This window comes from Halobacillus salinarum, from assembly GCF_022919095.1.
Taxonomy (GTDB): domain Bacteria; phylum Bacillota; class Bacilli; order Bacillales; family Halobacillaceae; genus Halobacillus_B; species Halobacillus_B salinarum.
This window is the reverse complement of record NZ_CP095073.1, coordinates 2,315,682-2,336,447: the sequence shown is the minus strand read 5'-3', so window position 1 is coordinate 2,336,447 and position 20,766 is coordinate 2,315,682. Positions and strand designations below refer to the sequence as shown.

25 protein-coding genes and 1 pseudogene are annotated in these 20,766 nt (G+C 40.5%); 4 read left to right on the top strand and 22 right to left on the bottom strand.

Features of this window, described 5'->3' with window-relative positions; all coding sequences use genetic code 11:
* Positions 1–108: 108 nt before the first annotated feature.
* The 13 genes and pseudogenes from MUN89_RS11990 to MUN89_RS11930 all read right to left on the bottom strand — a co-directional run bounded on the left by MUN89_RS11990 (position 109) and on the right by MUN89_RS11930 (position 11,939).
* Positions 109–327, bottom strand: a complete 219-nt coding sequence (locus tag MUN89_RS11990) for a PilZ domain-containing protein (RefSeq protein ID WP_244708009.1) — start codon at positions 325–327, stop codon at positions 109–111.
* Entirely contained in the window at positions 315–773 is a 459-nt protein-coding gene (locus MUN89_RS11985; protein WP_244708007.1) for a flagellar brake protein, read from the bottom strand. The genes MUN89_RS11990 and MUN89_RS11985 overlap by 13 nt, the downstream gene beginning before the upstream one ends.
* A gap of 137 nt (positions 774–910) precedes the next feature.
* On the bottom strand, positions 911–2,254 hold the full coding sequence (ypeB, locus tag MUN89_RS11980) for a germination protein YpeB (RefSeq protein ID WP_244708005.1): 1,344 nt from the start codon (positions 2,252–2,254) through the stop codon (positions 911–913).
* 11 nt (positions 2,255–2,265) lie between these two features.
* Positions 2,266–3,108, bottom strand: a complete 843-nt coding sequence (gene sleB, locus MUN89_RS11975) for a spore cortex-lytic enzyme (protein WP_244708003.1) — start codon at positions 3,106–3,108, stop codon at positions 2,266–2,268.
* 128 nt (positions 3,109–3,236) lie between these two features.
* Positions 3,237–3,887 (bottom strand): glutamic-type intramembrane protease PrsW, encoded by a 651-nt coding sequence (gene prsW, locus MUN89_RS11970; RefSeq protein ID WP_244708001.1) that lies wholly within the window; start codon positions 3,885–3,887, stop codon positions 3,237–3,239.
* 114 nt (positions 3,888–4,001) lie between these two features.
* Positions 4,002–4,960: pseudogene (locus tag MUN89_RS11965) on the bottom strand (asparaginase).
* An 82-nt stretch (positions 4,961–5,042) separates the two neighbouring features.
* On the bottom strand, positions 5,043–6,020 hold the full coding sequence (locus MUN89_RS11960) for a YpdA family putative bacillithiol disulfide reductase (protein WP_244707999.1): 978 nt from the start codon (positions 6,018–6,020) through the stop codon (positions 5,043–5,045).
* Positions 6,021–6,121: 101 nt separating this feature from the next.
* Positions 6,122–7,402: a Glu/Leu/Phe/Val family dehydrogenase gene (locus MUN89_RS11955; protein WP_244707997.1), complete on the bottom strand. Its 1,281-nt coding sequence runs from the start codon at positions 7,400–7,402 to the stop codon at positions 6,122–6,124.
* Between the two features lie 120 nt (positions 7,403–7,522).
* Positions 7,523–8,497 (bottom strand): D-alanine--D-alanine ligase, encoded by a 975-nt coding sequence (locus MUN89_RS11950; protein WP_318036079.1) that lies wholly within the window; start codon positions 8,495–8,497, stop codon positions 7,523–7,525.
* Positions 8,498–8,741: 244 nt separating this feature from the next.
* On the bottom strand, positions 8,742–9,326 hold the full coding sequence (locus MUN89_RS11945) for a genetic competence negative regulator (RefSeq protein ID WP_244707995.1): 585 nt from the start codon (positions 9,324–9,326) through the stop codon (positions 8,742–8,744).
* Positions 9,327–9,453: 127 nt separating this feature from the next.
* Complete coding sequence (locus MUN89_RS11940) at positions 9,454–10,350, bottom strand: MerR family transcriptional regulator (protein WP_244707993.1); 897 nt, start codon at positions 10,348–10,350, stop codon at positions 9,454–9,456.
* Positions 10,351–10,433: 83 nt separating this feature from the next.
* Entirely contained in the window at positions 10,434–11,204 is a 771-nt protein-coding gene (locus tag MUN89_RS11935) for a metallophosphoesterase (protein ID WP_244707991.1), read from the bottom strand.
* 102 nt (positions 11,205–11,306) lie between these two features.
* On the bottom strand, positions 11,307–11,939 hold the full coding sequence (locus tag MUN89_RS11930; protein ID WP_244707989.1) for a CBS domain-containing protein: 633 nt from the start codon (positions 11,937–11,939) through the stop codon (positions 11,307–11,309).
* 133 nt (positions 11,940–12,072) lie between these two features.
* Between MUN89_RS11930 and MUN89_RS11925 the strand changes: the two genes are divergently transcribed.
* From MUN89_RS11925 to MUN89_RS11915, 3 genes are read left to right on the top strand one after another with little or no spacing between them, the layout of a single operon-like run.
* Positions 12,073–12,285, top strand: a complete 213-nt coding sequence (locus MUN89_RS11925) for a spore coat associated protein CotJA (protein ID WP_244707987.1) — start codon at positions 12,073–12,075, stop codon at positions 12,283–12,285.
* A complete protein-coding gene (locus tag MUN89_RS11920; RefSeq protein ID WP_244707985.1) occupies positions 12,285–12,554 on the top strand; it encodes a spore coat protein CotJB in 270 nt (89 codons plus the stop codon). The genes MUN89_RS11925 and MUN89_RS11920 overlap by 1 nt, the downstream gene beginning before the upstream one ends.
* 23 nt (positions 12,555–12,577) lie before the next feature.
* The gene (locus MUN89_RS11915; protein ID WP_244707983.1) at positions 12,578–13,147 is read left to right on the top strand and encodes a manganese catalase family protein; all 570 of its coding nucleotides are present in this window, start codon (positions 12,578–12,580) and stop codon (positions 13,145–13,147) included.
* A 20-nt stretch (positions 13,148–13,167) separates the two neighbouring features.
* On the opposite strand, the gene MUN89_RS11910 is transcribed toward MUN89_RS11915, so the two are convergent.
* Genes MUN89_RS11910 through MUN89_RS11895 form a run of 4 tightly spaced genes read right to left on the bottom strand, consistent with a single transcriptional unit; the run spans position 13,168 to position 16,659 of the window.
* Positions 13,168–13,494 carry a hypothetical protein gene (locus tag MUN89_RS11910; protein WP_244707982.1) on the bottom strand — a complete coding sequence of 109 codons (327 nt, stop codon included), beginning with the start codon at positions 13,492–13,494 and terminating at the stop codon, positions 13,168–13,170.
* Positions 13,472–14,086, bottom strand: coding sequence for a CPBP family intramembrane glutamic endopeptidase (locus MUN89_RS11905; RefSeq protein ID WP_244707980.1), 615 nt, complete (start codon positions 14,084–14,086; stop codon positions 13,472–13,474). Before MUN89_RS11905 ends, MUN89_RS11910 begins: the two co-directional genes overlap by 23 nt.
* Complete coding sequence (locus MUN89_RS11900) at positions 14,073–15,605, bottom strand: RecQ family ATP-dependent DNA helicase (protein WP_244707978.1); 1,533 nt, start codon at positions 15,603–15,605, stop codon at positions 14,073–14,075. Before MUN89_RS11900 ends, MUN89_RS11905 begins: the two co-directional genes overlap by 14 nt.
* Entirely contained in the window at positions 15,586–16,659 is a 1,074-nt protein-coding gene (locus MUN89_RS11895) for a YpbB family protein (protein ID WP_244707976.1), read from the bottom strand. The genes MUN89_RS11900 and MUN89_RS11895 overlap by 20 nt, the downstream gene beginning before the upstream one ends.
* Before the next feature lie 131 nt (positions 16,660–16,790).
* Here MUN89_RS11895 and MUN89_RS11890 point away from each other — a divergent pair, with 131 nt between their 5' ends.
* Positions 16,791–17,039, top strand: coding sequence for a ferredoxin (locus MUN89_RS11890; RefSeq protein ID WP_244707974.1), 249 nt, complete (start codon positions 16,791–16,793; stop codon positions 17,037–17,039).
* 31 nt (positions 17,040–17,070) lie between these two features.
* On the opposite strand, the gene MUN89_RS11885 is transcribed toward MUN89_RS11890, so the two are convergent.
* The 5 genes from MUN89_RS11885 to MUN89_RS11865 all read right to left on the bottom strand — a co-directional run bounded on the left by MUN89_RS11885 (position 17,071) and on the right by MUN89_RS11865 (position 20,697).
* Positions 17,071–17,523: a helix-turn-helix transcriptional regulator gene (locus MUN89_RS11885; RefSeq protein ID WP_244707972.1), complete on the bottom strand. Its 453-nt coding sequence runs from the start codon at positions 17,521–17,523 to the stop codon at positions 17,071–17,073.
* 439 nt (positions 17,524–17,962) lie between these two features.
* Complete coding sequence (locus MUN89_RS11880; protein ID WP_244707971.1) at positions 17,963–19,081, bottom strand: hypothetical protein; 1,119 nt, start codon at positions 19,079–19,081, stop codon at positions 17,963–17,965.
* Positions 19,071–19,610, bottom strand: a complete 540-nt coding sequence (locus MUN89_RS11875; RefSeq protein WP_244707969.1) for an RNA polymerase sigma factor SigX — start codon at positions 19,608–19,610, stop codon at positions 19,071–19,073. The genes MUN89_RS11880 and MUN89_RS11875 overlap by 11 nt, the downstream gene beginning before the upstream one ends.
* A gap of 169 nt (positions 19,611–19,779) precedes the next feature.
* Positions 19,780–20,289: an ECF transporter S component gene (locus tag MUN89_RS11870; RefSeq protein WP_244707967.1), complete on the bottom strand. Its 510-nt coding sequence runs from the start codon at positions 20,287–20,289 to the stop codon at positions 19,780–19,782.
* A gap of 6 nt (positions 20,290–20,295) precedes the next feature.
* Positions 20,296–20,697 carry a DUF4430 domain-containing protein gene (locus tag MUN89_RS11865; protein WP_244707965.1) on the bottom strand — a complete coding sequence of 134 codons (402 nt, stop codon included), beginning with the start codon at positions 20,695–20,697 and terminating at the stop codon, positions 20,296–20,298.
* Positions 20,698–20,766: the final 69 nt, after the last annotated feature.

Genomic DNA, 20,766 nt, shown 5'->3' with positions numbered 1-20,766 from the left:
AAGCGCACTCGTTCTTCAGCATAAGCGCGCTTTTTATTTGCTGGATTCTTATTTCTTACCCTTGTAAGAATAACATAAGGCTTCCTTAAAAATCCACGTAAATCAATTTCATTTCAGCTGTCTTTTTCTCATATTCATTTGCTGCTCAAAACAAAATTTAATGATTAATTGACGGTTCTGTTCGGAAATGGATTGGAGTTCAATGGAAGCAAGCTCTTTTGACAAATTGGTTTTATTGATAAGTCGAATTACGACGGCTTCTGTTTCTATGTAATGATACTCTCCGCTATTCATCGGTAATACCATGGTTAAATTCAGGTTTTGCATATGCTTAAGCTTACAACCTTCTGGAACGAGAATGGCCGCCCTCCCCCGCTGACATCCTGAGTAATACTTGTAAAAGAAGCTTCGCTCTCGTTATTCAACTGTATAGCTACATCAATAGAAGTTTCTACTCTTACATAACGCCTGCGCTGTATTCGTACAACCTGATCTTTACCCGGAAATGTCAGCACAAGTACAGGAATTTTTAATTTTCTCCTGGCCGTAACTTCTGATTTAAACGAATACACAGAGCCGTCTTTCCCGACAAAACTGACTTGAAATCGCGTTCCTTCAAAAAAGAAGGACGTACGTCCCGTATTCGTTTTAATTGGATAATCTATATAAATGTAGCCTTGCGAATGGTCTACTAGTGTACATTTGTATCTTTCCGGTTCTTCTTGATCTTGCTTAAATAATTCTAAATTCATTGTCGTCCCGATCTTTATCACCTAAGCTCCTCCATTCTCTTTAGTGCGCCTTTAGTCGTAATTCGATTATCTCATGGCTCGTCGAAAAAAGGAAGGGACCAACGTTGAGGAATTATTGTTACAGCAAGAAAGCCGCTGAAAGTTCAGCGGCTGACTCATTAAATATTATTAAATTTCACTTCAGTGCCTTTGAGAGTTTCCACTTGTTCTTCCTCACCGTTCCAAGCATTGATGAAAATCCGGTAGGTTTCGTTTCCTTTTGTAGCTAAGAATTCATAACATAACACTTGTTCATTTAAATCGTTTTCAATTACGGCCATATGCTTCTCCTGAATTTTCAGGTTAGGGTTAACGTTTGACTTTGCTTCCTCTTCAGAAACATTCGCCTTTTTAATGTCTCGGTCATAGTGGTGACTGAAATAATCAAGCGTCGTCATTCCTAATAAATCACCATTATCAAGTGCAACCTTAACTTCGATAGCATCTGGATAATAACGGACGCCATCTTTTTTATAGACGAACCTGAAAACCCCTAAACGCTCATACTGACTGCTTTCTATTAAATCAAAATCGGCATCTTCAACGTTCAGCCCTTCCAAGTATTTCTTCGCTTTACTATACGCTTCATGTAAACTCACCTGGGCTTTTTTCACTGGCCGATTCACCATAACAGTCAGCGCGTGACCGCCTTTGACTGAAATATCCATATACCCATTGATCTTGTTTTTCTGAAAAGAAGCTGTGTACGTTTGTACATCTGCTCCTTTCCCTGATTTCGTGATTTTCAAATCTTTAGGTTTCACGTCTTTCAACCACTTGCCGGCAATAGATTTTGCTTCTTGCTTGGAAATCTCTTTTCCTTTAATGTTTTTAAAATCCTGTGCTGTCCCGGCAACAGAAACACCAGATTCAATGTTGGCTTGTCTGAATCCATCCACAGATTTCTCTACGGTTTTAAAACCGTCAACGATTGTATTGTCACCAGTTTCGTTATTTGTAGCAAGGGCAAGCTCTACATCCATCCATCGTAAATTGTCTCTTAATACGACATTCTGAACCTTTCGGAGTTCATTTTTAATTTCACCAGATTGTTTATGAAGGCTTTCGAGTGCCTTAACTTCTTTTTCACTTAAAGGTTTTTTCGTTAAATCCCTCACAGCAGTGCGATAAGCAAAATCCCCGATATCAGACAAAAATTCTTCTGTTTTATTAAAAGGCATCAAGGATAGAGGGAGCTGTCCTACATCAGCGTTGGCATCAGATGTAATTCTCCAAATTTCAGCAAGCTGAGGAGACAGCTCCTTCCTGGAGTTCATAGCAAGCGTCGTCCCGATTTTATCATTCAGTACATCTACGTAATAAGTCAGCTCGTGAAAAGCACGCTGGTAATTATTTTCCGACTGAACAAGGATTGCATTTTTATCCTGGTGTTCTTTATACCCCCAGATCCCTGCTCCAATGGTTGTTAAACTCAATACCACAATTGAAATTATTCGCAGCATTTCTACACCTCCTATTTACAGAAAATATGTTTCCCTATTTGCTTAATTTGCGGACGGGACCATATCCAGTCTGAAGTCGCGGTGTTGGGATTGAAATAATAGACCGCTTGTCCTGATGGGTCCCAACCATTGATGGCATCTAATACAGCTTCCTTCGACCGGTCATCGGGCTGAAGCCAAATCTGGCCGTCTGAGACAGCAGTGAACGCCCGCGGTTCAAAGATGACTCCAGACACAGTATTTGGAAACGAAGCACTGTCCACCCGGTTTAAAATAACGGCAGCTACAGCCACTAAACCTGCATAAGGCTCTCCTCTTGCTTCGCCATGAACTGCATTAGCCATTAACTTTATGTCGTTTTGTGAATATCCGCTAGGCACATTCACCGCAGTCGGTTCCTGGGTTTTCTTTTCAGCTGACTGTTTTTGCTGGTTTGACGGTTGTTTCTGTTTTGTTTTTTCAGTTTGCTTGCTCTTTGGCACTCCGCCATAATGAGTAAATTCATTTCCTTGACGGATCTGTTCTTTTACAAAACCTTTATCGTATTTACTGGCTTTCACAAGTTTTTGTTTCATTTCAGGTCCAACCAGACCATCAATATCCAGTCCAAATTCATACTGGAAGTTTCTAACGGCCCAATATGTGCCCCATCCGAAGACTCCATCAATCTCTCCGTTATAATAACCTAAGTATTGCAGTCTAGATTGCAGTTCAATAACATCATCTCCAGTGGCCCCGTGTTGGATCACTTGATTGGAGAAAGCGTGAACCGGCTTTAATTGTGCCCATTCCGATAATGGAAAAAACAATAAGGTAAAGCCTACACAAGTAATGAGTGCTTTTTTCCAAACCATCTGCTTTTACACCCCTGATCAATTGATTTATTTATAAGCCTATTGTCTAACTAAATTATTTCTTTATACATCAATAACCATAGAAAAAAACCGCCATAGTATCATAGCGGTTTACATCGGCCTGCCTATTAAATCTGCTCAGGTTGAGAATTGGCAAGTTTAATTTTTCTTACTCCTATAACCCACAAAATCACCATAAACGGTGTGATCCAAAACATCCACCCCTGCTTATTCACGGATAAAATATAATCGTAAATGCTGTGCAGAAGAAAAGGTATAATAAATGAATACAGCAGGTAAATGCGTTTATGGTGAATTGAAAACTTCGCTTTTCCTATATAATAGCCCATGAGTATTCCGAATAATGCATGCGATGACACTGGGAATACCGCACGTAATATCGCTATTTCGATGCCATTTGCAAAAAGATAAATAATATTTTCCAGCGTGGCAAATCCAAGGCTGATCGCTACACCATAAATGATCCCATCGTAAGGATGGTCAAAATTAGCGTGACGGTAGGCAACAAATAATAAAAAGAACCATTTAAAAAATTCTTCCAGCAGCCCCGCCAGTACCAGAGACCTCATAAAGTGAGATTGGAAGTAACCCTCACTCTCAAATGCGTATTGAATAAACATAAGCGGAAAGACTAGAATGGCTCCGATAATAAACATTCGAATAATTAAAGGAAGGGGTTCCAGTCCTATTCTTTTGCTTAAGTAGATAAACGTCATGATGGCAATAGCAGGAGCAATGGCCGCCGTTAATATGGCCATAAATCATCAGCCCTCTCTCATTCATTCCCTGTCTCTCATCGTATCACGAAGAATTCAGAAAAGGAATAAACGATAAGGGGATTTATCTCCGAAACCGGCTCGTAAAACTTTGTCTCAATATTTGATTTCACCTTCAAAATCTGAGGCCAGAATTACAGATAGCTTAATCCTTGCTTTTTTACTATCATCGTCATCTCCAAGAATTACTCCGTGCTGGTATAAATCATATGCGCTTCCTAAATAATCATAGGTGGTGTAGACAGCACCTTCTTCTGAGGTGGTCGTAATCACAATTTTTATCCCGGCTTCCAACGATTTAATAATTTCTCCCATCATCCCTGGTGAGACTTGCCCACGACCTACCCCTTCTATGACGATGCCTTTTGCATCGCTCTCTCTAGCTGCTTTAATAAACGAGCCGTCTGCCCCAGATAAGCTTTTATTATGTCAACTCTTGGAATATCCTCCACCAGCTGGTAGTATTCTCTTTTAATCGGTTTTTGATAGATCTGCACTTTATCGTTGTCAATAATTCCAAGGTACCCAAAGCCAAAAGCGTTGAACCCCTGTAAATTGGAAGCATGTTCCTTCTTTACATATTTGGCCGGAAAAATGCGTTCATTGAAAACAACAACGGCGCCTGCGTTGTGCAGGTCTTCGCTGCATGCCGAATAAATCGCATGTCTTAAATTAATGTACGCATCACTTCCCATTTCTCCAGGGGACCTTTGAGAGCCGGTAATAACAACGGGCCGCTCGTCACTTATTGTCAGGTCGAGAAAATAGGCTGTCTCCTCCAAAGAATCTGTTCCATGAGTAACAACGATACCTGAAACTGAATCATCCTTAAAATAGTTTTCAATTTTCGTCTTCATCCTTACTAAATCATTAAAGCCAATATGCATGCTTGGTTTTTGAAAAACAGACTCAATGATTACATCGATCTCTCCAGGGAGATGAAGCATGTTGGCTAATTCTTCTCCTGTAAGAGCACCAGATGACAATTTTCCGGATTCTTTGTTAGGCACACTTGCAATTGTACCCCCTGTTGTTAATAGAACCACTTTACTCATGGACTCGCCTCCATTTAAGATTCGATTCACAGAACTATGTAAATAAAAAGTCATGTGCAGCCTTCTCTACACATGACTTGTTTCAGGCTTTTCTTTGAATAGATTCCGCTATCTTGCCACCGTGATGGCGGCCGTTTTCAATAAAGATTTCATTATTATTGTAACCTGCAGCAATGACCCCGGCAATGTAAATATTAGGGACATTAGTCTCCATCGTTTCTTCATTAATAAATGGGCGGCCGGTTTCTCTATCGAAATCTACTCCCATTTGCGTAAGAAAATGCTGATCCGGCTTGTATCCGGTCATGGCAAACACAAAATCATTAGGAATTCGTTTTTCTACACCGTTACATTCATAAATCACTTCTTCTTCTGTGATCTCTTTTAAGTGGGCACAAAATTCCATTTGCACAATTCCTTTATTCACCAGACCTTCAAATAAAGGCAAAATCCAAGGTTTTATACTTTTTGAATAAGTCTCTCCTCTATATAGAACAGTCACCCTAGCCCCTGCTTTTTCCAATTCTAAGACTGCATCCGCCGCCGAGTTTTTACCACCGATGACGACGACATCTTTATTGTAATAAGGGTGGGCCTCTTTGAAATAGTGCATAACTTTAGATAGCTCTTCGCCTTTGACTCCCATCATATTCGGCTGATCGTAATAGCCTGTTGCTACAACAATCTGTTCAGCAAAATAACGCCTGCTTTCTCCTGTTTTCAATTCTGAATGGAGGATGAATCCTTTATCCTGTTTCTCCACTTGCATAACCCGCTCAAACGCGTGAATGTTTAATTGTTCCCGCTCAGCTACAGCCCGATAATAAGCCAGAGCTTCGTTTCTTACAGGCTTCTGTCTTTCTGTAATAAACGGAATATTACCGATCTCAAGCCTGTCACTTGAACTGAAAAATGTCTGGTGAGTCGGGTAGTTATATATAGAATTTACGACATTCCCCTTTTCGATCAACAGAGGATTTATGCCTTGTCGTTGTAGTTCGATTGCCGCGCTCATCCCACACGGACCTGCTCCGATAATAATGACCTTTTCCTGTTGCAACTTTGTCACTCCTCATTTCAAGAAAGCATTTATATTCTGTATCTTTCCATAATAAATCTCCTACCACATAAATGATAGGAGATTTGTAATAAGTAATCAACTTAAATCCATCCGCGGAATCTTGAAGCCTCTGCCATTTTTCTTACTCCGACCATGTACGCAGCGAGCCTCATATCCACTCTCCTTGTTTCAGCCGTTTTGTAAACATTATCAAAGCCTTTAACAATGACTTTATGCAGCTTTTCTTCTACTTCTTCTTCCGTCCAATAATAACCTTGATTGTTCTGGACCCACTCAAAGTAAGAAACTGTAACACCACCTGAAGAAGCAAGCACGTCTGGAACCAGCAGTATGCCTCTCTCAGAAAGAATCTTTGTTGCTCCGAGAGTTGTCGGACCATTTGCCGCCTCTACAACAATCGAAGCTTTAATGTTATAGGCATTCTCTTCAGTAATCTGATTCTCAATCGCTGCAGGAACCAAAATATCACAATCGAGCTCCAGCAATTCCTGATTTGTAATCGTATTTTTAAATAGGTTGGTGACTGTACCAAAGCTGTCACGGCGGTCCAATAGATAATCGATATCCAACCCGTCAGGATCATGAAGACCACCGTAGGCATCAGATATTCCAATAACTTTTGCTCCACGGTCATTCATGAATTTTGCTAAGTAACTTCCGGCATTCCCGAATCCTTGCACAACGACACGGGCGCCTTCCACATTAATGGCTTTTTTCTTTGCCGCTTCTTCAATACAAATCGTAACCCCTTTGGCCGTTGCTGTTTCACGGCCGTGGGAACCTCCAAGAACCAGCGGTTTCCCGGTAATAAAACCAGGATTATTAAATTCATCAATGCGGCTGTATTCATCCATCATCCAAGCCATAATTTGCGAATTAGTAAAGACATCTGGTGCAGGAATATCCTTTGTAGGACCAACAATTTGGCTGATTGCCCTTACATATCCCCGGCTGACACCTTCTAGTTCACGAAAGGACATATTGCGGGGATCACAGACAATCCCGCCTTTTCCGCCCCCGTATGGAAGATCTACAATCCCTGCTTTTAAACTCATCCAAATAGATAAAGCTTTCACTTCTTTTTCTGAGACATTCGGGTGAAAACGAACGCCGCCTTTTGTAGGTCCAACTGCATCATTATGCTGTGCCCGGTAACCCGTAAAGATCTTTATAGAATCATTATCCATCCGCACGGGAATGCGGACAGTCATCATTCGAACCGGTTCTTTCAGTAGATCATACACTTCATTCGGATATCCTAATTTATCTAAAGCTTTTTTGACCACCGTTTGAGTAGATTTTAAAACATCAAGCTGGTCATTGTTTTCATTTGCAGCATCTGCTGGCTTATCGGCTACCATCCCATTTACCTCCTATATCAAATCCATTGGCTTCGGGTCATCTTTCAGTCAATAGTATACACGTTCTAGCCTATGAAAGGAAGCATTGAACCGCTTATTTTCCTATCTTTTTGTAAGCGATTACAACGCCTGTTTCTTCTTCTTTGCAGAAAGTTCAACAAATTTCTCAATTAGTTCATCATAACTCCAACCAATGACTTGGGCAGAGTCTGGAAATAAGCTTGTCGGCGTCATTCCAGGAAGCGTGTTCACTTCCAGAATAACTGGTTCATTTCTTTCATTGATTATGAAATCCACGCGCGAATAAATGCTGCAGCCCAGCAGTTGATGAGCGAGAACAGCTTCCGTCATTAATTGCTCTGTTAAGCTTTCTTGTAATTCAGCAGGAACAATATGCTGGCTTCCACCTGGCTGGTATTTGGAATCAAAGTCATAATACTCATTCTTAGGTATGATTTCAATTACTGGGAGGGCTCGTTCTTCCCCAGGAAGACCGATGACAGGAACTGTCACTTCTCTCCCTTTCACATACTCCTCCACTAAAATTACCTGGTCAGATTTTGCCGCTGTCTCAAGGGCTTGCTCGATTTGCTCTTCTTGCTTAACAATAGTTAAGCCAAGGGTCGAACCCTCCTGGTTCGGTTTGATAACAAAAGGCAGTGAAAATTGAGACCGGATATCTTTGGCAATTGTTGTTTTATCAAATGATTTCGCTATATCATAGGTTTTGCTATTCGCTGTTTTTATACCATTTAATTTAAAAACCTGTTTGGATTTTGCCTTATCCATAGCTAAAGCCGATGCCAGGACACCTGAGCCTACATAAGGGATTTCCAGCATATCAAGCAGTCCTTGGATTTTGCCATCTTCTCCATACTTTCCATGTAACCCTATGAAAACCAAGTCTACGTCAAGTTTTAGAATTTCTTTTATTTGATCCGGTTGAAAATCTATTCCTATCACTGAATGACCTTTATTTTTTAATGCTTTGACGATCCCTTTACCGGTAGAAAGAGATACTTCTCTTTCACCTGAGGTCCCCCGTATAAAACCGCAATCTTCATTCCATACACTCCAATCCCTAATGGTTACCAAATAAGATAAACTCCATTATATATCTTAACACGTTCAATCAACAGCTTCTATTTTAAAAATAACCTTCATTCTCCATTTACCCGAATCATCTTTTCCAGCACAGGAGCAGACCCAAAAGTTCATTAAATGCAGCCGAGCAGCCCTGGACTTTTATCAAAGTGTTTCGAATATGCTAAATGGAAAGATAAAAGAGAATTTGAAATAAAAAAGAACGAAGCTTCTGCTGAGCATCGTTCTATCTGCATTAATTCGAAAAATGATGAAAAATTGTCGCGCATGCCTGGCCGTCCATAATGACTTTGCCGTACTCCATTAAACGGTGGGAAGTTGCAGCAGAAGCTGAAGCAAACTCGGATAACAAAGCAATAACTTGTTCAGAATCTAAATGAATAATATCTTCATCCTGTAAAAGCATATAATATTCCCCGTTATAAGAAAATACACTTCCGCCGGTTACATTCAACTGATGCAGGTGAATGCCCGCCTGTATGATATCTTCAAAGTCGTTGAAGATAAACATCATTTCTTTGCTTTCATCAAGAGTGACTTTCATTTCCATATAATCTTCGTCTTCGTCCATTTCATCTCCCTCAGTCCTTGTCACTACAACAAGCATTCCCTGAGCTTTTAAAAGATACACTTGGACAAGAAGTACGCCATTTAATTCAACACCAAGCTCTGTTCCCGCATCATACATCATATCGCTGAAGATACGGTGAACCCTTGGAAGATCACTCCAAAGTTCATCACGAGTTAACCCTCTATCCATTAAATCATCAAATGTAAGAAAGATTTTAAACTTTTCATTTGTAACTCTTTCAACTCGCACATGATCGCCCCCTGTCTCAATTATGTGTTATCTTTATCTTATGAAGCTAGGCGCAATATTGGCACCTTTTTTCAAATTATATACGACAATTTGGATGGGGGACAACTTTATAAAAAAGGAAAAGGAGTCAATCATTCAGCCATATCTCCCAATCACGCTTATTGTTTCCCACTACAAAAGGCTCCATTCTTATTTTATCCACTTCGGAGAGTCCTTCATAGGCATAGCCGCCCAAGCCTATATTCAGTTCAGGAAACTTCTTTTGTAAGCTTTCAGCTAAGCGAATGGAAATGGGGATATTTTTTTTCATCGTACAGGACATAAATAAGTATTTGGGGTTTATTTCATTTATAACAACATCGATATCTCCCCCGGCTATGCTTTGTCCAAGATAAATAACTTCATACCCTTTGCGTTTCAAATAAAGCGCAAAAATTAATAGTCCAAGTTCGTGCTTCTCATTTGGTCCGCAAACTAAAACGGCTTTTGGAAGAATCGCATCAGTAGGAAGAGACACTAGCATCATACCCATCCGCGATCTCAGAAAATTACTTGCAAAATGCTCATGGGCACTTGTAATTTCATTGGTCTCCCAGAGGTCTCCTATTTTAACAAGAAGGGGGCCAATTACATCAATAGCAACCGTTTCAGGAGAGAATAAACTAAATGCCTGATCCAGATTATGCTGCGCTTCTTTCTCATTAAAGGACAGCAGGGCATCAAGTAAATCGTCTCCGATTTTTCCCAATTCACTTTGATCTGCATCATAGTGAGAATGCATGACGGCTTCTTCATTATTTTCCATAAGTGCTACTGCTTGGGAAATGGTAAATCCCTTATTAACCTTTTCTTTCAGCCATTTTAAAATACGAAGATGTTCGTCCGTATAAAGTCTGTGGCCGACATCATTGCGTACGGGACGTATCATCTGGTAACGTCGTTCCCAAGCTCTTAATGTGCCGGGCTGCACCCCTATCATTTGGGAAATTGCTTTAATGTTATACTTTCCTTTCGTAGCTGCCATAATCCCTTCCTCCACATACAACTTTTTACTATTATTATAAGTGAAAGAAAATTATTGTGTAAAATTTGTATATTCTTTTTTAACTAATACCTATCCTCACGTTCAGGAAGCAAATAGATCATGTGGCATTCCGCTCTCGTACTTAAACGCAATGGTACTGCAGAAGTACCGTACCCTTCACTAATCAGCAGAGTATAGTCTTCTTTAGTAAACCACCCTCCGCGGGTATAAGGACCAAAACCAAACAAACGAATCTGCCCTCCGTGAGTATGTCCTGTCAGCACTAAGCTGAACCTGTCTCTATCTTCCTTATTCATCTTTTGAAACACATAAGGATCATGGACAACTAACAAATGAAAATCCTTTGTATCATGGATATAGCTGGCATGCCTGCGGGAGGTAAGGTAATAGGGATCCACTCCACTAAGGGTGCACGGAAGACGGTCGTCAAAGGAGAGTTTTACATCCTGATTGGATAACACATGGACTGATTCATTTTTTAATACATCTACGATCCTGGCTTCAGTCAGTTCATGATCATTATTCCCTGGAATAAAATAGACAGGCGCTCCCCAGCGTTTCAATCGCTTCACATTCGTGATGAGCCTGTGCAAGGGCACGCGTTTATCGACTAAATCTCCTCCGACAATTACAACATCTACATTATCTTCGACCCTGCGAAGCATTTTCTCGTTGATTACCCGGTTATGAACGTCTGAAATAAAGAAAATGTTCAGCCGCTTGGACGCATGATGGTAAATCTCATGTTTATCTATATAATTTCCACGTGCTTTAAAATACATGTACATCAATAATAGAGCAGCTGCTCCTATGAGACTCAGGAACCATTCCAACTCACAACACTCCTGCATTCGATATAACCCGCATTATATAATAAATCAGCCAGGAAAAACCACTAAAACGGATAACCCCGATTCAGTGGTTTTTTCTAACTTCTACACTTCTTTTACACTTAATATTCGAAATCCGGTTTTCTCCAGCTTTTTCGTAAATTGTTCGATATTATTATTTTTTTCTACTTTTAAAACGATTCGTCTCGCTAATTTATCGGTTTCATCGAAGGTAGCGAGAGAGATCACATTCTCGTGATAATTTCTAATAATATCACCTAATCGCTCGATTCTGCCTACTGATTCTTCGGAAGTAAAAGCAATACGAATTCCTTTCTTCCGAATACCAAAAGCACTTTCAAACTGTTCAATTACATCAAATCTGGTCACCAGCCCTAAAAAATTTCTGTGTTCATCGACTACAGCTAATACCGGAAAACCTTTAAATGCAGGAAGAGTGCGTTCAAACACTTCCTCATTATGAATGAAATAATCCTCTTTTTCTACGATATCTTTTGCTTCAGTAGAAAGTAAGAAATCCTCTTTGTCTTTTCCATTCTCAAAAAAGGAGCGGTAAATAATCTCCTTGGAGATCATACCTGTGAATCTCTGACCATCCAGCACAGGCATAGCCTGAATATCTTCTTTATTCAAAATCTCCAGAATATGTGCTAATGACGTATGAACGTCTGCTGTGAGTGACTTGTGCGGTGGTTTCATTAAACTTTTTACAAACATAGCTTCCCTCTCCTTTTTTTTACATACATAATTATTAGTTCTTCTTTACTTTGTGAAAATCCTGCCTTCCTAGTAGAATAGTCCAAGCTTTATCTACATAAAGTTTGTTGACAAGACTAAAGAGGTGATATTTTTGTACACTCCTGTTAAATGCTACAGGCCCTATTATGGACCATTCGATCCATGTCCACCTATAGAAATTAAATGTTTCTCTACACCGCCCCAGCTGTATGTTGGATTTCAGCAGCCAGGATTGCCTCAATTTTCTCTTCAGGAAGCACTCTGCCGTGGTACGCTTTGGCCGTGCTTTTATGACCCTTATCCTGCTGTGAAAGGAGAAAGCTGATGGATCAGCAAGGGAAAACGGCACCGAATCGTTATGAATTAATGGAAAAAATTCAACAGGTGGATTTTGCTTTAGTTGAGCTGACCCTTTATTTAGATACTCACCCACAAGACGCTCAGGCTGTACAGCAATTTAACGAACTGGCTGCCCAAAGTCACGAGCTGAAAAACTATTATGAGCAGTGTTTTGGACCTTTGAGACAATTTGGGGCAAGTTTTTCAGGTTATCCCTGGAATTGGAAGGATTCACCTTGGCCGTGGCAACTATAATTCTTCTATAGGAGGACATTCTCGTGTGGTATTATGAAAAAAAACTTCAGTATCCTGTCAGAGTCAGTGAGTGCAACCCACGTCTTGCGAAATATCTCATTGAACAATATGGAGGTGCAGATGGAGAACTGTCTGCAGCGCTGCGTTACTTAAACCAGCGTTATTCCATTCCGGATAAAGTGATTGGTTTATTGACGGATATTGGTACAGAAGAATTCGCCCACTTAGAAATGATTGCGACGATGGTTTATAAATTAACAAAGGATGCCACACCTGAGATGATGAAAGCAGCAGGTCTTGAGGATCAATATGTGAACCACGATAATGCACTCTTTTATAATAATGCTTCCGGCTCTCCTTGGACGGCCACTTATATTCAAGCAAAAGGAGACCCCATTGCTGACTTATATGAAGATATCGCTGCTGAAGAAAAAGCACGTGCTACTTACCAATGGATCATTAATATGTCCGATGACCCCGATTTAAACGACGGGCTGAAATTTCTTAGGGAAAGAGAAATTGTTCATTCACAACGGTTTAGAGAGGCAGTCGAAATCCTTAAATTTGAAAGAGACCGTAAACAGATTTTCTAACGGTGAACAAAGAGCTTCCATTAAGACCGGAAGCTCTTTTCCATACCTGCATTCTGAATTAAGACAAAATGGGTTTGATTTTGTTCCAGCCCATATGACGTCGTTTGATGAATAGGATTGCTTCCAAAGACTGGTTCCAGCCAGCCGCCCCAGTAACGATAGGATAAAGCGATCATGACTAGAAGGATAATGATTAAGATAAGGACTCTGAAAAAAATAAAATTCAACTTCCATTTTGTTTTTGCCTTCTTGTTCGCATGAACTTCTTTTCTTGGGGGAAGGTTTAACACATCCATTTCATATTCAGGGGCTTCTTTTTGCTTTTCATCTTGATTCGTTTGCTGCACCAACCAGATCACCTCTTTGTCTATATCTAATCCATAATGCTAAAATGACATCCACGATAAAATGAGTCGTAATTGTTACGGTGATACTGTCCGTTATTTCAAATAACCACCCTAGAAAAAAACTGACGAAAACTACAGAGCCCAGTAGCAAAAGCTTAGCCAAATATCTGAAGTGCATAAGCGCAAATAATAGACTTGCAACAAAATAACCAAATTCTTTCTGGATGACCCCTCTGAACAGCATTTCCTCACAAACTGCTACTAATAAGGTGACAGCAATTATTGATCCTAAAGACCGGTTTTGAAATACCTTTTCATTGATGCCCCCATCATCATAATACCTTTTAGGAATAAGACGAAGCATCAGTAGATCAATGATTAATACGAGCACTGCTGAACCAACCCCGTATTTTAGCCACTCACCAGAATGAAAGCGGAAGAGATTTCTCCAATCTAAAAGAAAAGAATCAAACAAAAACAAACTGACTAGGATGGCTGCAAATAAGATTACAAACTGGGTAAGCACAAGCTGGACAGTGACTTGCCGATCGGAGAGCTGCTTAATGAATTCTGCTTGCTCAGAAAATTTCATAATGATCTTCCTGCTGAAACATTTTACGCAGACGAGACTGCCACGAATCTACGCTTGAACTCTCTTCCCAGTTTTCCACTTGTAAATCTGCGATATTAAAACCGCAAGAATCGCAACAAGGAACATAGGGAGGTCTTATATGATCCTGAAAAGGTTCATACAGCTTTTTTCTTTTACACCCTTTGTGATGTACCCAGTTTATCATTTCTTTTAATTTCCCTTGTTTATAGTGCCATCTCTCCTTAAGAAATTGTTCCACCTTTGTTTGCATTCTTTCCCATTCTTCTATGCTTCCTGAGATTTTTCCATCGGAATAGCATCCATGCTTTTCCAGTTGATATTTAATAAAATTCCATTGAGATTCTGATAATTCCATTACTTGCACAATTTCTTCTTTGTGAGGCAATGGTTTATTTCGGAAGGTATCCAACACCCTAAATATCTTGTGAAGTTCATTTGTTTCAGGAAGCTCGCTTTGAATGAGCATTTGCGGCAGGTAATAGTCTCTATGTGTAAATAGGACAAGACTGGCACATGGCTTACCGTCTCTTCCTGCCCGTCCTACTTCCTGGATAAATGATTCAATCTGGGTAGGAACATGAAAGTGAATAACATAACGGATATCCGGCTTATCCAAGCCCATTCCAAATGCACTTGTACAGCAGACGATATCAAGCTGATCATTCATGAATTGCTGCTGGATTAATAAACGATCCGTCTGTTCCATCCCTCCATGATAAAACGCAATTCTCTGCGATAATTTTTGCTGTAATGCTGAAGCAGCGCGCTCGGCCCATTGCCGGCTTGAGAAATAAATCATGCAGGCGGCTTTCCTGCCGCTCAGAATTTCAGCAATCCGTTCAATCTTCTCCTCCGCAGACGACATGTGTTCCACAGCAAAACTGACATTTATTTTATCCATAGAATGTACCCTTTTTATCATGTTCGGTTTCTTAAGCTGCTTGAATATATCTTCCTGCACTTCTGGGGTAGCCGTTGCGCTTAAAGCAAGCACCGGGGGATCTGCTAATTCATGAATAATCTGGTCTAACTTCAAATAGTCTGTGCGAAATTCATGGCCCCATTGTGAAATACAGTGGGCTTCATCAATCACAAACAAGTCAATGGGAAGCTTCTTTAATGCTTGTAACATCCTTTGATTTTGCAGCATTTCCGGTGACAAGTAAATCAATTTATAATCGTGTAGCCGTTTCAGAACTTCGGTTCTCTCTTGCGGGTTCAAAAAACTGTTTATAGCGACTACTTTTTTAATACCCACTGCTTTCAATTGTTTTTCCTGGTCTGACATTAATGAAATCAGAGGGGAAACAACTAGGGTTGCTCCTTGAAAGATAAGAGCAGGCAATTGGTAGCACAATGACTTTCCCGTACCAGTCGGCAAAATACCGAGCACATCATTTCCATTCAGTACATCTTCAATAATGGGGCGCTGCCCTTCTCTGAAGTTTTTATAACCAAAATGAGCCCACAAATACTCTTCAATGTTCTGCACTTGCATAACTGCCTCCCTGATCGGTTTCGTGCTGCTTTTTGGCCAATACAATTCTTAATTGAAAATAAGTGTAACGGCCGTCCAAATACTGATAAATAGATTTTAGCTTCATCGTTTTTAAACTTTCGGCCGCATGAAAAATAAGCATTTGATCTTCATAATCAATAAACTGCTCAATTGGAAAATTCTTCATGACTAACGCTGCTTCCACGATATGATCTTGAATTGTACTGACCTTAAGATTTCTTTTTCCTGCAATCTCTTCTAATGACAACCCGTGTTTTAGGAACTGAAAGGTTTTCTCTGAAGACTGGGTAACAAGAGAAGAAGGGTGTAAATCGTCCACGCAATACCTTAGTTTCGGGAAAGATTGAGGGGACTGGCTTAGCTTAGAATAAATATAATGGAATACATGTTCAAGCCTTATATCTACCTCTTCGATTGTGATCTGACAGAATCGTGCCAGCTGTTCCCTTGTAAAACCAATAACAGGTCCACCTGACAATCGATACGTGAACAATTCTGCCTCAAGATCTTCTAAGTCGTCTATGAGCGAAAACATTTCTTCATAGATGAGGAACGCTGAATTGCTTTTATTCTTGACATGCTGTTTATAAAAGCTCTTAACCCAAAGCTGGACTTTGCGATCCTCTATCACCGGGAAAAAATTACGTTTCCCGGAATTGACGTTAGCGACCGTCTGAACCAATAACAGAAATCGGCTTTTTAATAGTTGCACAGCCTGCTGGTTTCTCAGGCCACTAAAATAGAAATCTGAAGTCCCCTGCTGTAAGAGAAAGTTTTTCCCCTTCTGTACCAGAAATGGATATTGATGTTGATCAATTACGAGAATCTGCTTGTCGGCAAGCTTCTCAAATATACGTTTTAATCGCTTCTTTTCAAGCGAAGGATAAATACCAAAAAAATGATCCAAGCGGTAACCTTTTGAATCTTGAAGTGTTTGTGAGGAGCGTTTTCCAGTCAGAAGATTATGTATTCCTGAGATTGTTCTTTCCCCATTCATGGCGTCTACACATGAGAGTAAGATAGTAAAAAACATGGAAGTCCTCCTTCTTTATGCTTAAGGGCATCTATTGAAAAGTTCCCATGACCGATTTACAATAATATTGTAAAGAAGCTTGATCCTCTAAACAACAGCTTCTACGCGCATACATTGAGGAGGTTCAAAACATGGGGAAATATACCATTGTTGATCAGGATACATGCATAGCCTGCGGCGCTTGTGGGGCCGCAGCTCCGGATATATTTGATTACGACGACGAAGGAATTGCTTTTGTTGTACTTGATGATAACAAAGGCCAGGAGGAAGTCCCAGAGGTTTGGGAAGATGATATGGAGGATGCTTTCGAAGGCTGTCCGACCGATTCCATTAAAATTGCAGATCTTCCATTTGACGGAGATCCTTTGAAACATGAATAAGGTTAATCCCCCTTCGCTTTGAAGGGGTTTTTTATTTGTTGGTCAGCTGCTTGAAACGCATAGCGGCATCATTTTCATCGAAGGTAGAGAACCAACGCTGAAATTCGTTGTCAATAATTCGATAATGCTGGCTTATGATGTTTTGCTGGAGAGTAAAGCCTTTTTCCTCCCGCAAGGTTGTCCACCATACCTTCCCACCCATTGTTTTTCCTACAGGGTGATCAATTTCCTGATGGGCAATGGTTTCAGTAATCTCTAATGGAGCGTCACCAAGTAAATTCTTTAAAACTTCGCTGTCTTGAAATAATGCACATACAGCAACTACAGTAGTCCAGCTCGCCGATGTCCGTTCTTTTTCAATTTGGACAAGAGTTTTTTTAGACAGACCCAAAACATCAGCCATCCGGTTTTGCGTATAGCCATACTCCACGCGAATCAGCTTCATCTTCTGAGAAACGTCGTTAATGAGTTCTTCCTTATCCATTTACAATCGTCCCCTTTACAACTTACCCTTATTTTAACATGACAATGGCTCGGTTTCCTATTAATATTCCCTGTAGTTGCCAATAAAAAAGAATCCTTCTTCCATGAAGTGACCAGTTAAAAAGTTCTTTCTAATTTACATATTTGTTATAGTTTTCCATTGTTACTCACGAATCGCTTGTCGGTGGATACTCGACACAGGCGTCAACCCGTCCGCTCATCGTGGAATCAACAAAGGGCAGCCTAAAAAAAGAGCGAGGCAGGCGTGTAAAAGGAGAGAATAGCCGCCGTAATAAGTAGTAAGAACCAAACCTTCTCATCGATCGTATAAAAGCAGCCGAATCGGACGATTTTATCGTTCAATTCGGCTGCTTTTTTTATGAAGAACTCAAAAAGTTTTCAGTGTTTCAGCGTCTTCCCTAAATAAAGGAATATCTTTCTTATTGGTTCGATGATGATTTCACGTAAGGATTGAAACTGTCCGGGACCTCAATCGGCTTATTGACTTGGTACCCTCCTAATTCAGTAAAGCCCATATTAAGAAACTTCACATTTTTATAACCGAATTGTTTTGCCGTTAAAAGTACAGCTTGCAAAGTAGTGAAAGCTTCCTGTCGATCCGCCCATTTCCCATGCCTCACCTCTATCATTAAAGTATCTGCTTCACGATCTACCGTTTTTAGTTCAACATGATCAGGTACGGCCGCAGATACATGTTTTTTGCGGCTGGGAGCGTGTAATTGGTCAAGCGCCTGCTGCATGGAAGAGTGTTCATCTATTTTTACAGGAATAAAGAACTTAGGTAGTTCCGCTTTATATTGATAGAGTTGAAAAATGTAGCGCTGACTGGAAACAGGTTTAACTTCCTGCGTCTTTGACTGCTTATCTGATTGTTCCGGCCGCTTTATTTTTATTTTTTCCGCGTGTAGCGGTTCCGCCTCCCAGCGGACTGCTTCGATAAATGCCTGCTCTTCTTCTACGTCCTTTGAAAAGAATTGGGCTGTTGCAACAGCAGATTTCTGGTCATAACTAAGCTTGAACTTGTCAGACAGATTATTTGAAAGCCCTGATTCAGTAATGGGGATGACTTGATCTGACTGTTTTTCTGATTCAGGTACAAAAGTGACAGGTATAATTACATCAGTCTTTTCATTAGAATATACTGAAGTGTCCATCGTTCCACTCCTGACAGAAATCAGCAAATCTTGAAGCTCTTCGCTGCTTTCTTGTGGCGCTTCTTTTGACTGCAGCGTAAAAGCTTTATCATCCGAAGCCTTTGATTCAGCAGATTCTTCTGGTGTTGAGCTCGAAGAAGAATCACTGCTTTCGTGCATCTGCTTGTTTTGGTTCACAACCTGCAGAAAAAGTGGAATAGCTATGACGAGTACTAGTAATGCAGCTAACGTAGACAGGACAGGCATTAACCGGGGGTTCTTCTTCCTTTTCCCCGGCTTAGAACGATCAGCCACCGCCTCATACCAATCACTCTTGGACTTCGTATCTTCCATTTTAGGGAGACGCTTCAAAAGCTTCTTCAGCTCTTCATCATTACGCTTCATGCTCAATCCCCCCTTCACCCATGTGTGCAAGCATTTCTCTTAGTTTCTTCATAGCTCTATGCTGAGTTGTCTTCACTTTGCTCTCGCTCCACCCTAAAATCTCTGCCGTTTCTTTAATTGACAACTGCTGTATATAACGCAAAATAATGACCGTTTTTTGGTCAACTCCACACTTTTCCATCGCTTGATATACTTGCTTCATTTCTTCATTTTCTACAGCAATTTCTTCAGGAAGAGGCTTATGATCAACAAGCCTTTCCCCTTTGGCACCCCAGTCAAAATAATCAAAGATTCTTTTTCTTTTTCTGCTTTGCTTTCTAAAGTAATCGACTGTAACGTGACGAGCGATGGAAAACAGCCACGTTTTCTCACTGCTCCTTCCATCGTAAGTATGAAAAGAGCGTATCAGCTTCACATAGACTTCTTGAACAAGATCCTCAGCGACTTGCCGATCTTTGACCATGTAAGCTACAAATTGAAATAAATCCTGATGATATTTTTCATAGAACTGCTCAAAGATCTCATCCACTGCTTTCCCTCCGCTCTCTTTAATAGTCGTTTTATGTAAAAGAAAGTTACATCCATCATAATATGGATCGCACAAGTTGCAAAGATATGTACGTTTTTTCTAATTTTATCAAAGTATACAAAAAAACAGCCTTCAGAGCCAAGAAGGCTCTTCAGGCTTTTCATTATTTCTACACTCTTGTTATGGCGTGCTTGTTTCGATATTGCTGGAATAATCGGCTGAGCACTGGCGATAATACAAGTATAAAAACGAGATTGGAAGCAGCGTGGTTCAAATCAAATGGCAAGCCTGCCAAATAATACCCCCAAAATGGCTGGCCAGCTGCTTTCATTGTAATCGATATAATGAAGCCATAGAATAGTCCACTGAAAAAGCCATACAAAGCTAGTCCCCATATCGGAATATCTTTAAAGAATTTTCCGAGCAAACCTGCTATCAAACCAATCATACCCCAAGCGGTAATCTGCCAAATCGTCCAATACCCCATCCCGAGCAGGACATTTGAAAGCAGGGTTGTTAGAACCGCCATCGCTATTCCGGAAATTGGACCAAGCCAGAAGCCGGATAAAATAATGATAGCCGTCACAGGCTGCACATTCGGAACATTAGCCATGACCAGCCTGCCTGCGACTGCCAGCGCGCTAAGCATAGCAATGAGCGTCAGTTTATATGTATTCATACCCCATCATTCCCACTTGTGCATGTCAAATACAACTTCGTCTCCGGATTTCAATTCATATTCGCTCGCACCAACCGTTGCTTCTTCTCCATTCACTGTGTACATCCAGGCTTGTTTTTTGCTCTCATCAGCAGTAACTCCTTCGATCCCTGTGATGTATCCATCAGATTCCTTCACTTCAAACTTATTTTTCATCATTTCCATAAGCGTCTTGCCTTCTTCTACTGACAGTTCTTTATCAGCTAGTTCTTTTTCCCCGTTATTTGTTGAAATAGTGACATGGACACTTACTTCCTGTTTTTCTTCCGTTGAGGAGCCCGCTTGTTCAGCTTCATCTTGCGATTGACAACCTGCTAGCACTCCTGCGGTTAGAATGGCTGCTAGGAACAGTGAATACAACTTCTTCATCTTTTTCCCTCTCCTTTTAGTTAGTCAGCTTCCAATGAATATTAGGGGGAAGCACAATAAAAAACCTGC

Bases quoted from the DNA above. Each gene is read 5' to 3' on its own strand.
- MUN89_RS11895 (WP_244707976.1), bottom strand. From the start codon at position 16,659: ATGTTTTTTACTATCTTACTCTCATGTGTAGACGCCATGAATGGGGAA.
- MUN89_RS11940 (WP_244707993.1), bottom strand. From the start codon at position 10,350: ATGGCAGCTACGAAAGGAAAGTATAACATTAAAGCAATTTCCCAAATG.
- MUN89_RS11930 (WP_244707989.1), bottom strand. From the start codon at position 11,939: ATGTTTGTAAAAAGTTTAATGAAACCACCGCACAAGTCACTCACAGCA.
- MUN89_RS11880 (WP_244707971.1), bottom strand. From the start codon at position 19,081: ATGAAGCGTAATGATGAAGAGCTGAAGAAGCTTTTGAAGCGTCTCCCT.
- MUN89_RS11905 (WP_244707980.1), bottom strand. From the start codon at position 14,086: ATGAAATTTTCTGAGCAAGCAGAATTCATTAAGCAGCTCTCCGATCGG.
- MUN89_RS11920 (WP_244707985.1), top strand. From the start codon at position 12,285: ATGGATCAGCAAGGGAAAACGGCACCGAATCGTTATGAATTAATGGAA.
- MUN89_RS11865 (WP_244707965.1), bottom strand. From the start codon at position 20,697: ATGAAGAAGTTGTATTCACTGTTCCTAGCAGCCATTCTAACCGCAGGA.
- MUN89_RS11955 (WP_244707997.1), bottom strand. From the start codon at position 7,402: ATGGTAGCCGATAAGCCAGCAGATGCTGCAAATGAAAACAATGACCAG.
- ypeB (WP_244708005.1), bottom strand. From the start codon at position 2,254: ATGCTGCGAATAATTTCAATTGTGGTATTGAGTTTAACAACCATTGGA.
- prsW (WP_244708001.1), bottom strand. From the start codon at position 3,887: ATGGCCATATTAACGGCGGCCATTGCTCCTGCTATTGCCATCATGACG.
- MUN89_RS11870 (WP_244707967.1), bottom strand. From the start codon at position 20,289: ATGAATACATATAAACTGACGCTCATTGCTATGCTTAGCGCGCTGGCA.
- MUN89_RS11990 (WP_244708009.1), bottom strand. From the start codon at position 327: ATGCAAAACCTGAATTTAACCATGGTATTACCGATGAATAGCGGAGAG.
- MUN89_RS11885 (WP_244707972.1), bottom strand. From the start codon at position 17,523: ATGGATAAGGAAGAACTCATTAACGACGTTTCTCAGAAGATGAAGCTG.
- MUN89_RS11900 (WP_244707978.1), bottom strand. From the start codon at position 15,605: ATGCAAGTGCAGAACATTGAAGAGTATTTGTGGGCTCATTTTGGTTAT.
- MUN89_RS11890 (WP_244707974.1), top strand. From the start codon at position 16,791: ATGGGGAAATATACCATTGTTGATCAGGATACATGCATAGCCTGCGGC.
- sleB (WP_244708003.1), bottom strand. From the start codon at position 3,108: ATGGTTTGGAAAAAAGCACTCATTACTTGTGTAGGCTTTACCTTATTG.